This window comes from Holdemania massiliensis, from assembly GCF_022440805.1.
Lineage (GTDB): Bacteria > Bacillota_I > Bacilli_A > Erysipelotrichales > Erysipelotrichaceae > Holdemania > Holdemania massiliensis_A.
The window spans coordinates 2,717,444-2,730,287 of the sequence record NZ_JAKNTK010000001.1 but is presented as its reverse complement, the minus strand read 5'-3'; the positions used below and the strand labels follow the sequence as shown (position 1 = coordinate 2,730,287).

The window sequence follows — 12,844 nt, the reverse complement described above, 5'->3', positions numbered from 1 at the left end:
TGGAATCCGGGACATTTTTTGTTAGGCCATGCTGGATGAGGAATCGAAGACAGGTGTATTCTGTTTGAATTGATTGACGTCGGGGACAGCGTATTTTAAAGGTTAGTCAGTATAATATCTTTAAATTCAGCTAAAGTGGAAGTGTTTTTGGCCAAGGTGAGGATCTCCTGATTCTCAAACATGGATAAAATAAACTCATTGATAGTTAAAAGAACTTGTTTATCATATTTGTTGATCGCAATCAACAAAATAATATTGACGACGTTATTTCCCCAAACAATGCCGCTGCGGCTCACGGCAACGCCGATTTTAGTCTGATAGGCATCCATGTGAACTGAATGCGGAATTGCAATACAGCCAAAGGCTGTGGATGACGCTCTTTCCCGTTCGTTGACAAAGGTCTTAAATGAAGCGGCGATGAAGCCCAGTCGTTCCATCTGATCGCAGAGCGTCGATATTACATAATCCTGACTAACATCCTCCATAACCAAGAATAAATCTGAATGAAAGTAATGATCGAAGTGATTAAAGATCAGAGCTTTCTTTTTGGTCTGCTGGATTTCATAAATTTTTTCACGAATTTCGTTTTTCTGTTTGTCAAGCTGGAAAGGAAGCAGTAAAAGGAAAGGATATTCATAATTTCGTTCATCCTCAAGGAATGTGATTAACAGATCAAAATGATGCTGTTTCAATTCTTCATAACTGGAAACAATAGTTTCAATGAGGATCTCATCGGCGTATTCCTGCATGAGCTGATGATAAATTTTCTTTTCCAAACCAAGGTAATCTGAACAAAGCAAGATACAATGGAGTTTGTCATTCTCGGTATTCTGACGGTCAATTTCTGTACCGACATGCAGAAAAATAAAGGCGATCTCATCTTCAGGGATTTCAACTTGATAGATTTCCGAAAGACGCAGAGCGATAAAAATAGCGATATCATAAATGATCGGACAATCCTGTTTTATTTTCTCCGATAGAGGATTGCGATTGTACTTGCCTAAGGAAGCCCGCGTAATCAGCGATTTGATATGCAGACCAAAGGGAATAATAAAACTTTCATGATTCAGATCAATCGAATAAAGCTGCGATATTTCTTCAAGGATCTTAACAATCTGAGTGAGATAATCTTCACCAATTAATTCTCTTAGCTTTGCATAGTTGGAATCAATAAGATAATTGATATTTGTTTTAAAGAAGATATAAATTTCATTTTTTTCGTAAGTGTTCAACTGAATGCTGAAATCATGCTCTATCCGGGCCGAAAGCTGATTGACCAAGTTCCGCTCTTCGGGATTCTTAATCATAATTTCACGGATCTCAGATAAATAATGACCTGTTTTTACGCGCTCAATGAGGATCGCAAAATGCAAAAGCAGATTAGTATATGAAAAATTATTAAGATTGAAGGTGTCCTTCTTGAAAAAATCATTGAGAATCTGCGATATTTTTTCAATTTCTGTAGGATTGAAGGATTTTTTCAATGCGGCAAGATCGAGAATCCGATTATTGGTTTCCTGGCGAATAATACTGGATAATAAAGCCCGTTTATCTTTTTCGGATCCTTTAATTTGAATAATATCGTTTTGCGTAGAAAAATGGATATGAAAGATTTGATAAAGCGTGTTCATTTTCGCCAGATCACTTTTTAAAGTTGAATAGCTGATAAATAATTCATCGCAAAGATCAAAGGTGTTGAGCGGCTTATGTTCAATCAGAATTTTTTTAATGATATAGATGGAACGTTCTGAATAACTGAATGCCAGCGTCTGCGGTTCATCGAGAAAGCCAAGATCGTTGATTTTTAATGCGGTATATCCCTTATTGGATGAAAGTATCACTTTATGATGTGCGAGCGTATTGATTTCTTTCACGTACATTTTAACAGTGCGAATGGAAACATCTAATACATCCGCCAATTCTGAAGCTGTACAAAAGGAATTCCGCTCCCATAAATAAAGCAGCAGGGTCTTTTTTTTGTTCATCGCCATCGTCTCACCGCCGTTCGTTAGCCTTATTATATAGAAAATAAAAATCTTATTCAATCTAACTGGTTTCACCGCAGCGTGCAAGTATTCTGACTTGAGTCATCCTTGTGCACTTCAGCGGGCAAAGGTCAAGTTGAGACAAATTCACAGACAAATTATAATGATTTTGCGAGATGGGAAAGGAGTATATCAATGGAAAAAAACACAAAACCCATTCAAGTTCTATTGTGCTGCGGAGCCGGTTTATCCAGCGGATTTTTAGCCCAGGGAGCACGGAAGGTGGCTAAGAAGAAAGGTCTTGATATCAAAATTGAGGCTAAAAGTGAAACGGAAGCTGTCCTGTATCTGCCAAAAATTGACGTGCTGTTATTGGCGCCGCACTATGAAAATTTCAAAGCGAAATTCACGGAATTAGCGAAGCCGTATAACGTTGCGGTCGGGGTCATTCCCCAGAAAGTCTACGGCAGCTTGGATGGAGGAAAACTCATCGAGCTGGCAGTTGAATTATACCAGCATCAAACGCAAAACGATCTGTAAGGGAGGAAAGAATAACTTATGAAACGATTTATGAATTGGCTGACAAATTCATTTACACCAACAATGAATAAATTTTCGCAAAAACCGGTTGTAGCTGCATTATCCAGTTCCATGCAGAAGATTATCCCCTTTATTCTGACGGGATCCTGTATTCATCTGTATAATGTTCTGCGTTCATATATTCCGGCTTTGCCCAACTTTATTCGGATCATCAACTTCTCTTTCGGCATGCTGGGGTTATTGACAGCCTTCATGGTCGCTAATCAAATGATGGAAAAATTAGGTCATACACAATATACGATCAATGCCGGTTTAACCGCCATCTCTGTTTTCATTATGTTTATTAAACCGGTATTGGATGCCAATGGGATGTTCACCGTTGAATTTAATCGCTTTGGCCCAACCGGGATCATTGTAGGCATTGCTGCAGGCTATATGGTATCCATTCTTTTCCATCTTGTAGGTAAACTCAACTTATTAAGTAATTCAAGTCTGCCGGATTTTGTGATCGGATGGGTTCAGAATATTATCCCGATTATCACCTCGATTGGACTGACTGTCTTCCTGACCTTCTATTTAAATATCGACCTGTTTGCTTTGGTTCTCCTGCTGTTTTCCCCTATTCAGAATTTTGGCCAGACTTTGCCGGGGTTTGTTCTGTTAATTTTCTTAATGACATTTTTCTACACCCTGGGCATTTCTCACTGGCTGTGGAATGGTGTAAAGACCCCGATTTTTATGGCTGGCATTGCAGCTAATATCGCAGCGGTGGAGGCGGGTCTGGCACCGATGAACATCGCCACCAATGAAGCGGTATTCACAGCCGGTCTGATTACGATGGGCGGAATGGGAGCGACCTTGACTTTGAATTTGCTGATGTGTTTCTCTAAATCAAAAAGCTTAAAGACAGTAGGTAGGCTGACGATTTTACCTTCGATATTCAATATTAATGAGCCGATTATGTACAGTGCGCCGATTGTTATGAATCCGCTGCTGATGGTGCCTATGTGGATCAATTCGATTACTGGCCCGTTGGTCGTTTGGTTTACAATGCGCAGTGGTCTGCTGAATATACCGTCTAAAATGATTCAAGTCGGACAGATTCCTGCCCCTTTGTCGAGTGTTATGATCACGGAGGATTTGCGTGCAGTTCTTGTTTACGTCATCTTGTTTATCCTTTATCTGGCAACCTGGTATCCGTTCTTTAAGGTTTATGAGAAACAAAGAATTGCTGAGGAGCAAAACGAACTGCAGTTGGATCAATTGGATTAAAGGTAGCTTCAACAAAAAAAGAAAGGAATATCAAAATGACTTATACTGATGATGAACGTTTAGAATCTTCTGATATTGACTTAAATCAGATGGCAATGCAGATTATTCTGCATTCCGGCAACGCAAGAACCATGGCAGATGAGGCTTTTCAATATGCTAAAGAAAAAAAATTTGTGGAAGCTTACCGCAAGCTGGAACAAGCAGATCGCGAAGGAATCTTGAAGGCCCATCAGGCACAGACGCAGATGATCCAGGAAGAGGCACGCGGTATCGTTCATGAATCTTCCCTGTTGTTTACCCATGCTCAGGATCATTTAATGACGACGATGTGTGAAATCAACAATATAAAACGATTGATAGAATTATACGAATTGATTGTGAATCAGAACGAAGTGAAAAGGGAAGGGTAAAGAATGGAAAAAGAAAGATTTAAGTTTCCGGAGGATTTCCTTTGGGGCGGGGCGACAGCTGCGTGTCAGATGGAAGGGGCCTATGATGTTGATGGGCGCGGTCTTTCCACTTCGGATATTCATCGGTACAATGCCAAACTGGATCGGGTACATTATCGAAAAAAATTAGTGGAGAATGAACATACTCTGGCGACGTTAACCGCAGCGGTTGCCGATCAGGAAGGGTATTATCCGAAACGTTATGGCAATGATTTCTATCATCGCTATAAAGAAGATATTGCTTTATTAAAAGAGATGGGCATGAACAGCTTTCGGTTTTCGATCGCCTGGCCGCGGATTTTCCCTCGCGGGGATGAGCTTAAGCCCAATGAAAAAGGGCTGCAGTTCTATGACAAAGTAATTCAGGAAGTGATTGCAGCCGGAATGGAACCGATTGTGACGATGTTTCATTATGATATTCCGCTGCCTCTGCTGACGGAATACGGCGGTTTTAAAAATCCCAAGCTGATCGAATTCATGGTTCGTTATGCGACCGTGCTGCTGGATCGTTACGGTAGTTTGGTTAAATACTGGATACCCTTTAATCAAACCAATCTGATTCAATACTGTTCTTTTAAATCCTTAGGAATTTTAAGAGATCAAACGAAGAATTTGACCGAAGATCAGTACATTGCAATTCATCATCAATTTTTGATTGACGCTCAGATTAAAGCTTATGCCAAAAAAATCAACCCTGCGATTAAAATCGGAATAATGCTGGCAGATTGTACGTATTATCCAATGACCTGCCGGCCGGAAGATATCGTCTTTACGATGAAACGAAATCGAATGCAATATTTTTATGCGGATGTACCTTTGCGTGGGGAATATCCTGGTTTCATGCTGAGATATTTCAAAGAAAATGATATTCATGTTGAAATTACCGAAGCGGATAAGATTCTGTTGAAAGAGAATACATTGGACTTTCTGGCTTTCTCATATTACTATTCACGGACTCTGGACTCCCAAAAGAATACGATGAATCCCGCCTCAATCAGTGAAAATCCATATTTAAAAGCGAATGCGTGGGGTTGGACGATTGATCCCTTGGGCATGTACAACGCGATCAGTCAGTATTGGGATCGTTACCAGAAACCCATCATGATTGCTGAAAACGGATTCGGTTATGAGGATATTTTTACGGATGGGACAGTTCATGACGACTATCGGATTGACTATCTGCGTCAGCATATCCAGGCTGTTGCAGAAGCGCTGCAGGATGGCGTCAAGGTCTTGGCTTATCTGCCGTGGGGGCCGATTGATTTAGTCAGCTCCGGAACGGCCGAAATGAGTAAACGCTATGGTTTTATTTATGTCGATCAGGATGATCTGGGTCATGGCTCAAAAAACCGATATCGAAAAGATTCTTTTTACTGGTATCAAAAAGTGATTGCCAGCCGCGGCAGTGATCTGTAAATGGGGAACAGATCTTCAAAGAACAGAAAGAAGGAGACCGGATGCGGATTCCTTTTTTTCTTAGGAAAGCAGGAAGTATTAGTTTATAATTTTTAATTAAATCTGACATGCAGATGTCAAGTATTAACTTGTATGATAGACTTATAAAAAGAAAGACGTTCTGCAGGCAGAACGCATGAGGAAATGATATGAGCCGACCAACAACAAAACAAGATCTGATTGCAGCCGCGAATACCAATTATGATAAACTGCTGAACCTGATCAGCACGATGACGGAAACGGAGCTGAATACGCCTTTTCATTTTGAACAGGATGAGAAGAAAAAAGAAGCCCACTGGAAACGGGATCAGAACTTAAAAGATGTGCTTATCCATCTTTACGAATGGCATCAGCTTCTGCTGAACTGGTATGCCGCCAATCAAAGCGGTGATCCGAAGCCGTTTATTCCGGAACCCTATAATTGGAAGACCTATGGGGTGATGAATGTCGGATTTTGGAAAAAGCATCAGGCGACGACGCTAAAACAGGCTAAGCTGCAGTTGGATCAGTCACATAAAGAAGTGGTCGCTCTGGCTGAAACGTTAACGAATGAACAGTTGTTTGCCAAAGGCAGCTATTCCTGGGTCGGAGGCAGTACACTTGGTTCTTATTTTATCAGCTGCACATCCAGTCATTATGATTGGGCAATGAAAAAACTGAAAGCCCATATTAAAAACTGCAAGGCTTAAAGTGGTCTGAAAGATGCAACTTCACTGTGTTTTATACCAATTGTGATACAATAAGACACAGAAAGAAGGCGAAGAAATGAACGTAATTTTTCACGTTGATGAAATGGAGCACTGGGCGATGGCGTTGGGCAATGTCCGCAATATGCTGGATTGGCTGCATCAAAATAAGGAAACTTATCAAATTGAAGTGCTGGCTAATGGTCCGGCAGTTCGTGCTTATCTGCCCTCAGCGCTGGCGGATTCGCTCAGCGTTATCATGGCTCAGGCGAAAGCCGAGGGTGTTGTGTTTGCGGCCTGCAGGAATGCGCTGCGTGCCCAGTCGATCGAACCGGAGACCCTGATTGAGAAAACCACAGTTGTCCCTGCCGGCGTCGTTGAGCTGGCGCAGAAGCAGCAGGCTGGGTTTGCCTACATTAAGCCTTAAAGTCATTGATCTTCAAGAACGTAGAATGGAAAAAGATCGCAGCCGGCGGTCTTTTTCTTTTGGATAAACGGCTTATCACTCAGAGGGACAGATGAGAAGGGCATATGATGGTTTAGGAAATCATGGATTTCTAAAGGAGGAGTACATTATGAATCATTTGCACAATGCCCAGTTTCGTCCAGGGCCAGAAAATTCCCTGTTGTATTTTACTTCCGAGGGAAATGTACGCTGGCAGCCTTCTTCTTCACAAGGTCACCATGTTTGTGTCATGACGCAGACGTCCAGCCGCCAAACCACGCAGCTGAATTACGCTTTGCCGATCTGGGTGAAAGACCGCACAGAGCTGCATCTCAGCACTTGGCTGCGGGCAAGCCAAAGGAAAACGGTGAGCATTTCGCTGCGCTATCAAAAACAGGATGGAACAAGCGTTAAAGAAGAACAAATTCAGCTGACGGCAGCCCCGCAGTGGCAATGGAAATATCAGTGTTTGGATATTCCAAAGGAAGCAGAACAACTTCGTCTGTCGCTGCACTTAACGAGTCCTGGAACACTGCAGCTGCGTCAGCCGCGCGTCTTCTTCTGGTGGTAACCTCATTTTCTGACAGAATGTGATATAATCCTGATGGTATTCAGGAGGCTATTATGATCGAAGAAATAAATCCGCATCACTTTTACAATCAATTTGAACCGCATGTTCCCCAGTCCAATGATCGAATCTTCATGCTGATAGAAGAACAGGCTGCGATGATGGCGGGGAGGGACGGACTTGAGTTTCCCCGCCTTGCTGAGCTGATGTTATCATCAGTTGAGACAGAGACTTTGATCTTTTTATTTAAAATTGACGAGGAGGCCTATTTTCTCTATGAAAAGACGGTTGATTTACCTTTTTTGCATTGGTTTCCCATCTCCCAGTTTCGTCAGCTGAAGCCCAATTATCTGGCCATGGCCGGCATCACTGCCGTACAGCTGCAGCGCTGGCGTCAAAGCCATCGCTTTTGCGGTGTCTGCGGTCAGCCTTTGCAGGACAGTAAGCGTGAACGGGCACGTGTCTGTCCGCATTGCGGAAGGATCGAATATCCGCAGATTGCGCCCTGTGTGATCACGGCTCTGATCGACAGACATCAAAATAAGCTGCTCGTTGTTCAGGGTCATTCAACGGGCCGCAGAATGGCCTTGATAGCGGGATATGTTGAAATCGGCGAAACATTGGAACAAGCTGCTGCGCGGGAAATCGCAGAGGAAGTCGGTCTGCAGGTGAAGCATTTGCGCTATTATGGATCGCAGCCCTGGGCCTTTTCCTCAACTCAGATGATGGCCTTTGTCGGTGAATTGGAGGGAAGTCCGCAGTTTACGCTTCAGGCGGAGGAAATTGCCGCTGCCCGCTGGATGTCGCCGGATGAAATTCCAGTGAATCCCGATCCTTTCAGCATTGGTCATCAAATGATCGAACATTTTCGCCAGGGACGTTTGTAAAACGAAGTTAGAAAACGAAGGGGATAAAAAAAAGCAGGGAGTTTTCCCTGTTTTCATTTGGCTGAGCATTTCACAAGGCTGGACAAATCCAGGATTCAAGACAGCCACGATCGTCTGATCAGACTGAACTTATTCCGTGACGGACGATTCCTGCGCCGATACTTTTTGCATCCTAGTCCGCAGATGGCGCTCAATCGCTTCTTCCTCCATCGGTTTTCCAAAATAATACCCTTGAATCATGTCGACATTCATTGGGTATAGGATCTGGAACTCTGCCTCGGTTTCCACACCTTCGGCACAAACTTCGATATTTACTTTATGGCAGATTGCCACGATGAACTGAATGAACGATTCATCAAAATTACTGGCGTCGACGCCATGGACGAAAGCCCGATCTATTTTTACGATATCTGCCGGCATTTTCTTTAACATTTCAAGACTCGAATAACCGGTTCCGAAATCATCCATCGCAATCCGCAGACCTAGGTCATGAATCCGTTGGAATAAGTGCTCGAGCGAATGAGCCCGGGAGGCGATGACGGATTCCGTCATTTCAACGATGATGCGGCGGGGATCGGCCTGCGTCTTTGCGAGGGTCTGCTGCATATAATCAATAAACCCAGGTTCCATCAGCTGCATATAGGAAAGATTGATGCTCATTGTCAGGGTTGGCGCCAAGGCCGACCAATCGGCACATTTTTTGCAGGCCTGAAAGAAAATCCAGCGGCCAACCTGGCTGATCATTCCGCTTTCTTCCAACAGCGGAATGAATTCGTTGGGCGGGACCAGACCATAGGGCTCCTTATTCCATCGGGCCAGTGCCTCCAAACCCGTCCATTGTCCGGTGGTGACGCTGACCTGCGGCTGATACATCAAGAAGAAGCCGGCATAATTCTGGACGATGGATTCCCGCATTTTTTCAATAATGCCCAGGGAACGGATTTTTCGGGCCAGGATTTGACGCGTGAAAAATTCAATTCGGTTTTTCCCGTTCAGTTTGGCTTGTTCTAAAGCATAGCCGGCAGCTTTGACCAGTTCCAGAAAGTTTTTGGCATCCTGCGGATAAGTAGCGCAGCCGCAGGACAGCGTACAATAATAGCGCTTGCCTTCATAGATCATCTGCTGATCAAACGCTGTCTGCAGTTTGGCGTAAATTCCCAGGATTTCCTGGGGCTGGGCCCCGCTGATCAAAATCCCGAATTCATCACCATCCAGCCGATAGACCTCGGCATTTTCCGGAAGCAGACTCATGATTCGCTGGGCGCTGATCCGCAGGATCTCATCGCCGAAGCTGCGGTCATAGAAGTCGTTGATGTGTTTGAAGTCATCCAGACCCAGCTGCATGATCGTCAAAGGCGTATCCGCCCGATGGCTTAACAAGCGCTGAGCTTCCTCGCTGTAAACCATTTTATTGAAAAGTCCGGTAATCCGGTCGGTTTTATTTTTGCGGCTTAAATTGGAAATGAATCCGGCAAACAGCACCGGACTGCCGTTGCTGGCAAAAACGACTTTGCCGCGGCAGCGTACCCATACCCATTCTCCCCGCTGATTCAGCGCCCGGTATTCAACATTGTGCGAAGTCGCGCGGCCGTCAAGAATGATTTGATTGGCTTCCAGGAAAGCGGCTTTATCATCCGGATGGACTTTCTCTCCCCAGATCGCCGCGGCATTGCGGACGATTTGACCAGGCAGACCAAATTCTTCCACCATGGCTTGGGGATAGCGGAAAACATCATCCCGCATATTGTTGATAAAGATATAATCGTCAGTGCTTTCCACCAGTGCATCATACAGATAAGCTGAATCATAGCTGAATACCCCTTCCCCTTGATAATCATTCAGCTGCATCTGCGCTTTTTCTGAATCCTTGAGCTGTATGTGCAGCAGTCGTTTTTGGGAATACATCGCATCATCAATCTGCGACAGCAGGGTGCTGCTGGAAAGCTGCGTGTTTGACGGAAGTGAAATTAATCCGTAACAGAAATTGCAGCGATAGGCTTTGTGCTCGTTCTTCGCCCAGTCCTGAAGCTGCTGCTGGGCCTGATTCAGAACAACCTCCGCTTCTTCGGTTCTCTTTTCTGTGAAAACAACGATGAACTCATCTCCGCTTAAACGGAAAAACAAATCATCCTGCTGAAGCTGCTGGGAAACCGTTTTACTGATCTGACAGATCAAAAGATCCCCTTCCTGATGACCAAATTGATCATTGACGACTTTCAGCTGATCAATATCCAGCATTGCCGCCGTTATGCCGAGCTTTCCCTGTCCAACCTGTTCGAGCAGCTCTTCCAGCCGGCGCAGACCCGCCCGCCGGTTGGGAATGGCCGTCAGTTCATCTGTATCCGCGTCAAAGCGCAAGCGATGCGATTCGGTCACGTCAATTGCATGCTGAAAATGAACAAGCCGTCCATCCGTCCAATGGATCAGCGAATCATGGTTGCGGTATATCCGCTGATTCAGTGTGTTTCTGTGATCCCAATGCTTGTGCGGCAGACCCTTTTCAGTCTTAGTCAACAGATCGGGCAGCGGACAGATTCGGCAAGGGCCCTGCCGGTCTCGCTGCAGAACTTTCCAGCACCGCTGTCCTTCCGGTGCATCCAGCTGAAAGTCATCTTTCATCGCCTGGTTCATGAATAATATTTCATGAGTCTGAGCGTCGGAAATCCAGAGATGGGTCGGAATCTGATCCATAATCTCATGGAAAAACTGGATCTCGTTTTGATGGCTGCTCAGACAGCGGCGATGAGCGGCCGTGAACTGCTGCAGCTGGCGGATCAGCATCAATTCATTCTCCTGCCAAGCCTTTTGACGATGGCCCAGATGAAGCAGGGTCCAGGGCTGGGCCTCAATCCGAATCCAAAGTTCATGCGGACTGATATAAAAATCATCCTTTGTCAAAGCTGTCAGAATCTCATCGATCCTCTGCGAAGAATCCGATGAAGGACCGATGAGCTTGGTATCGGACAATGACCAGCTCTCCCATTCGGAAGAAAGCGTGCGGTACAGTGTAATTTCATTGAGATTCAGCGGCTGCAGAATTCGATTGAGGGCTTCGATCTTTGTTTTCCCATCGTCTGTCTGCAGAAACGTGATCAAATCTGCGCTTTCTGCAGTAAAGATAGAGAATGCCGAATCGGGAACGCTGCTGAAAGAGGATGCTGTCATGTTCAATCCCTCCAGTCATCAAAGGAGTGCTGTTTTCATTATAGCAAATTTTCTTTGAAAAGGGTGAATTCCTAACAATTCACCAAGTTTCTATTGAGGCTTCTGCACGCACTTTCCGCACAGGTTCAACAAAAAAACAGCGGCAAAGTCCGCTGTTTTAAAAAGACTGTTCGTTTAGATCAGAATCAACAGAATGTTTCCCAATAAAACAAGGGAATAAGCCAAGGTCATCGGAATGATGGAATGGGTTTGATTATAGGCATAGGAAGCTAGGGTCGAAGTCAAAAAGAAATATCCGAACAGCCGCAGAAACTGATCGAAGGTGCTTGGAAGCAGGCCGACGGTACACAGAAATCCGAACAGAAATCCGGAGATCAAAATTGTCATCGACTCATTGACCTGCAAGTGAATCCGGTCAACAAAAATTTTAAACGCCAGGGTGAAGCTGACGGCATAACAGAGAGAATAGGCCAGCACCATCGCCGGAATAAAAAAGGTGTAATGAAGCAGAATTTCACGTTCAACGATCATGCCGCCGGGCTTCAGGATATAATGATAGCCCAGCTGCAGAACGATGATGGCAATCAGGCAGATCAGCGTAAATAACAGACAGTCTTTGATGTTTTGGGAAAAACGCTGCAGATGCAGACTGAAAACGTTCCAGTTGATGATAACCAGGATCAGCGCAGTGGCACTGTAAATTAAAGTGTATGTAATCGTCAGTGAATCGACAAAACGGTTCAGCCAGACTGCGCTCAGCGGCAGGACGAAATAAATGACGAGCGATATCAGTATTTTAGGAAAGGGTATTGTTGTTTTATTCATAGAAAACCTCCGTCATTATTGTAATCGAAACCGGAATAATTGTCACGATGAAACCCATTTGCAAAGCTTACCTAAGCGTAAAAACTTGATTTTTAAGTGATTTTTGCGGAAAAGAAGTTAAAAACCGGGAAAGAAATAAAAAAATTTACGATAAGCGAGAAAAAACGGGGAATTTCGGGAATTTGCGCAATAAGTATAATAGAAGGCAAAAAAAAGGAGAGGAGGACTAGATCATGAACAAATTACTGAAAAACCGCGAACAGGAGGGGATCATTCGGTATCTTACACAATGCTACCGCAAGTCGTCTCAGCGGCTGAAGCTGCATCGGCATTTGATGAAAGAGCGGAAGTTGGAGGTGAGCGAGGAGCAGCAGTGCGATGAGCTGACGGTTGCGCTGTACGAAAGTGCCTTGGAGGCTTTGCCGGAGATGTACAGGGAAATCATCGTCCGGGAATTTTTGGATGAAAGCGCTGACGGATGGTTCTATAATTACTATACAAAAAGCACATTTTATCGGCTTCGCCAGCGGGCGATCCATGAATTTATTGATTGCCTGAACGTGTAAA

12 protein-coding genes are annotated in these 12,844 nt (G+C 44.3%); 9 read left to right on the top strand and 3 right to left on the bottom strand.

The window, feature by feature from the left end:
• Window positions 1-95: 95 nt before the first annotated feature.
• Window positions 96-1,985, bottom strand: a complete 1,890-nt coding sequence (locus MCG46_RS12580; protein ID WP_240280315.1) for a BglG family transcription antiterminator — start codon at window positions 1,983-1,985, stop codon at window positions 96-98.
• Between the two features lie 195 nt (window positions 1,986-2,180).
• Here MCG46_RS12580 and MCG46_RS12575 point away from each other — a divergent pair, with 195 nt between their 5' ends.
• The 8 genes from MCG46_RS12575 to nudC all read left to right on the top strand — a co-directional run bounded on the left by MCG46_RS12575 (window position 2,181) and on the right by nudC (window position 8,287).
• The gene (locus tag MCG46_RS12575; RefSeq protein WP_240280314.1) at window positions 2,181-2,525 is read left to right on the top strand and encodes a PTS sugar transporter subunit IIB; all 345 of its coding nucleotides are present in this window, start codon (window positions 2,181-2,183) and stop codon (window positions 2,523-2,525) included.
• Between the two features lie 18 nt (window positions 2,526-2,543).
• On the top strand, window positions 2,544-3,797 hold the full coding sequence (locus MCG46_RS12570) for a PTS sugar transporter subunit IIC (RefSeq protein ID WP_240280313.1): 1,254 nt from the start codon (window positions 2,544-2,546) through the stop codon (window positions 3,795-3,797).
• Window positions 3,798-3,832: 35 nt separating this feature from the next.
• Window positions 3,833-4,207 (top strand): PTS lactose/cellobiose transporter subunit IIA, encoded by a 375-nt coding sequence (locus MCG46_RS12565; RefSeq protein WP_240280312.1) that lies wholly within the window; start codon window positions 3,833-3,835, stop codon window positions 4,205-4,207.
• A gap of 3 nt (window positions 4,208-4,210) precedes the next feature.
• On the top strand, window positions 4,211-5,662 hold the full coding sequence (locus MCG46_RS12560) for a glycoside hydrolase family 1 protein (protein ID WP_240280311.1): 1,452 nt from the start codon (window positions 4,211-4,213) through the stop codon (window positions 5,660-5,662).
• Between the two features lie 188 nt (window positions 5,663-5,850).
• Window positions 5,851-6,390 carry a ClbS/DfsB family four-helix bundle protein gene (locus MCG46_RS12555; RefSeq protein ID WP_240280310.1) on the top strand — a complete coding sequence of 180 codons (540 nt, stop codon included), beginning with the start codon at window positions 5,851-5,853 and terminating at the stop codon, window positions 6,388-6,390.
• A gap of 76 nt (window positions 6,391-6,466) precedes the next feature.
• On the top strand, window positions 6,467-6,814 hold the full coding sequence (locus tag MCG46_RS12550) for a DsrE family protein (RefSeq protein WP_154237830.1): 348 nt from the start codon (window positions 6,467-6,469) through the stop codon (window positions 6,812-6,814).
• 148 nt (window positions 6,815-6,962) lie between these two features.
• The gene (locus MCG46_RS12545) at window positions 6,963-7,403 is read left to right on the top strand and encodes a hypothetical protein (protein ID WP_240280309.1); all 441 of its coding nucleotides are present in this window, start codon (window positions 6,963-6,965) and stop codon (window positions 7,401-7,403) included.
• Between the two features lie 53 nt (window positions 7,404-7,456).
• The gene (nudC, locus tag MCG46_RS12540; protein WP_240280308.1) at window positions 7,457-8,287 is read left to right on the top strand and encodes an NAD(+) diphosphatase; all 831 of its coding nucleotides are present in this window, start codon (window positions 7,457-7,459) and stop codon (window positions 8,285-8,287) included.
• 129 nt (window positions 8,288-8,416) lie between these two features.
• Here the strand turns inward: nudC and MCG46_RS12535 are convergent, their stop codons facing one another.
• Both MCG46_RS12535 and MCG46_RS12530 read right to left on the bottom strand, forming a co-directional pair.
• Complete coding sequence (locus tag MCG46_RS12535) at window positions 8,417-11,452, bottom strand: bifunctional diguanylate cyclase/phosphodiesterase (protein ID WP_240280307.1); 3,036 nt, start codon at window positions 11,450-11,452, stop codon at window positions 8,417-8,419.
• Between the two features lie 174 nt (window positions 11,453-11,626).
• On the bottom strand, window positions 11,627-12,277 hold the full coding sequence (locus tag MCG46_RS12530) for a hypothetical protein (RefSeq protein WP_240280306.1): 651 nt from the start codon (window positions 12,275-12,277) through the stop codon (window positions 11,627-11,629).
• A gap of 233 nt (window positions 12,278-12,510) precedes the next feature.
• Between MCG46_RS12530 and MCG46_RS12525 the strand changes: the two genes are divergently transcribed.
• Window positions 12,511-12,843: an MG284/MPN403 family protein gene (locus MCG46_RS12525; RefSeq protein ID WP_240280305.1), complete on the top strand. Its 333-nt coding sequence runs from the start codon at window positions 12,511-12,513 to the stop codon at window positions 12,841-12,843.
• Window position 12,844: the final 1 nt, after the last annotated feature.

Bases quoted from the DNA above. Each gene is read 5' to 3' on its own strand.
- MCG46_RS12560 (WP_240280311.1), top strand. From the start codon at position 4,211: ATGGAAAAAGAAAGATTTAAGTTTCCGGAGGATTTCCTTTGGGGCGGG.
- MCG46_RS12575 (WP_240280314.1), top strand. From the start codon at position 2,181: ATGGAAAAAAACACAAAACCCATTCAAGTTCTATTGTGCTGCGGAGCC.
- MCG46_RS12565 (WP_240280312.1), top strand. From the start codon at position 3,833: ATGACTTATACTGATGATGAACGTTTAGAATCTTCTGATATTGACTTA.
- nudC (WP_240280308.1), top strand. From the start codon at position 7,457: ATGATCGAAGAAATAAATCCGCATCACTTTTACAATCAATTTGAACCG.
- MCG46_RS12580 (WP_240280315.1), bottom strand. From the start codon at position 1,985: ATGAACAAAAAAAAGACCCTGCTGCTTTATTTATGGGAGCGGAATTCC.
- MCG46_RS12545 (WP_240280309.1), top strand. From the start codon at position 6,963: ATGAATCATTTGCACAATGCCCAGTTTCGTCCAGGGCCAGAAAATTCC.
- MCG46_RS12570 (WP_240280313.1), top strand. From the start codon at position 2,544: ATGAAACGATTTATGAATTGGCTGACAAATTCATTTACACCAACAATG.
- MCG46_RS12530 (WP_240280306.1), bottom strand. From the start codon at position 12,277: ATGAATAAAACAACAATACCCTTTCCTAAAATACTGATATCGCTCGTC.
- MCG46_RS12550 (WP_154237830.1), top strand. From the start codon at position 6,467: ATGAACGTAATTTTTCACGTTGATGAAATGGAGCACTGGGCGATGGCG.
- MCG46_RS12525 (WP_240280305.1), top strand. From the start codon at position 12,511: ATGAACAAATTACTGAAAAACCGCGAACAGGAGGGGATCATTCGGTAT.
- MCG46_RS12535 (WP_240280307.1), bottom strand. From the start codon at position 11,452: ATGACAGCATCCTCTTTCAGCAGCGTTCCCGATTCGGCATTCTCTATC.
- MCG46_RS12555 (WP_240280310.1), top strand. From the start codon at position 5,851: ATGAGCCGACCAACAACAAAACAAGATCTGATTGCAGCCGCGAATACC.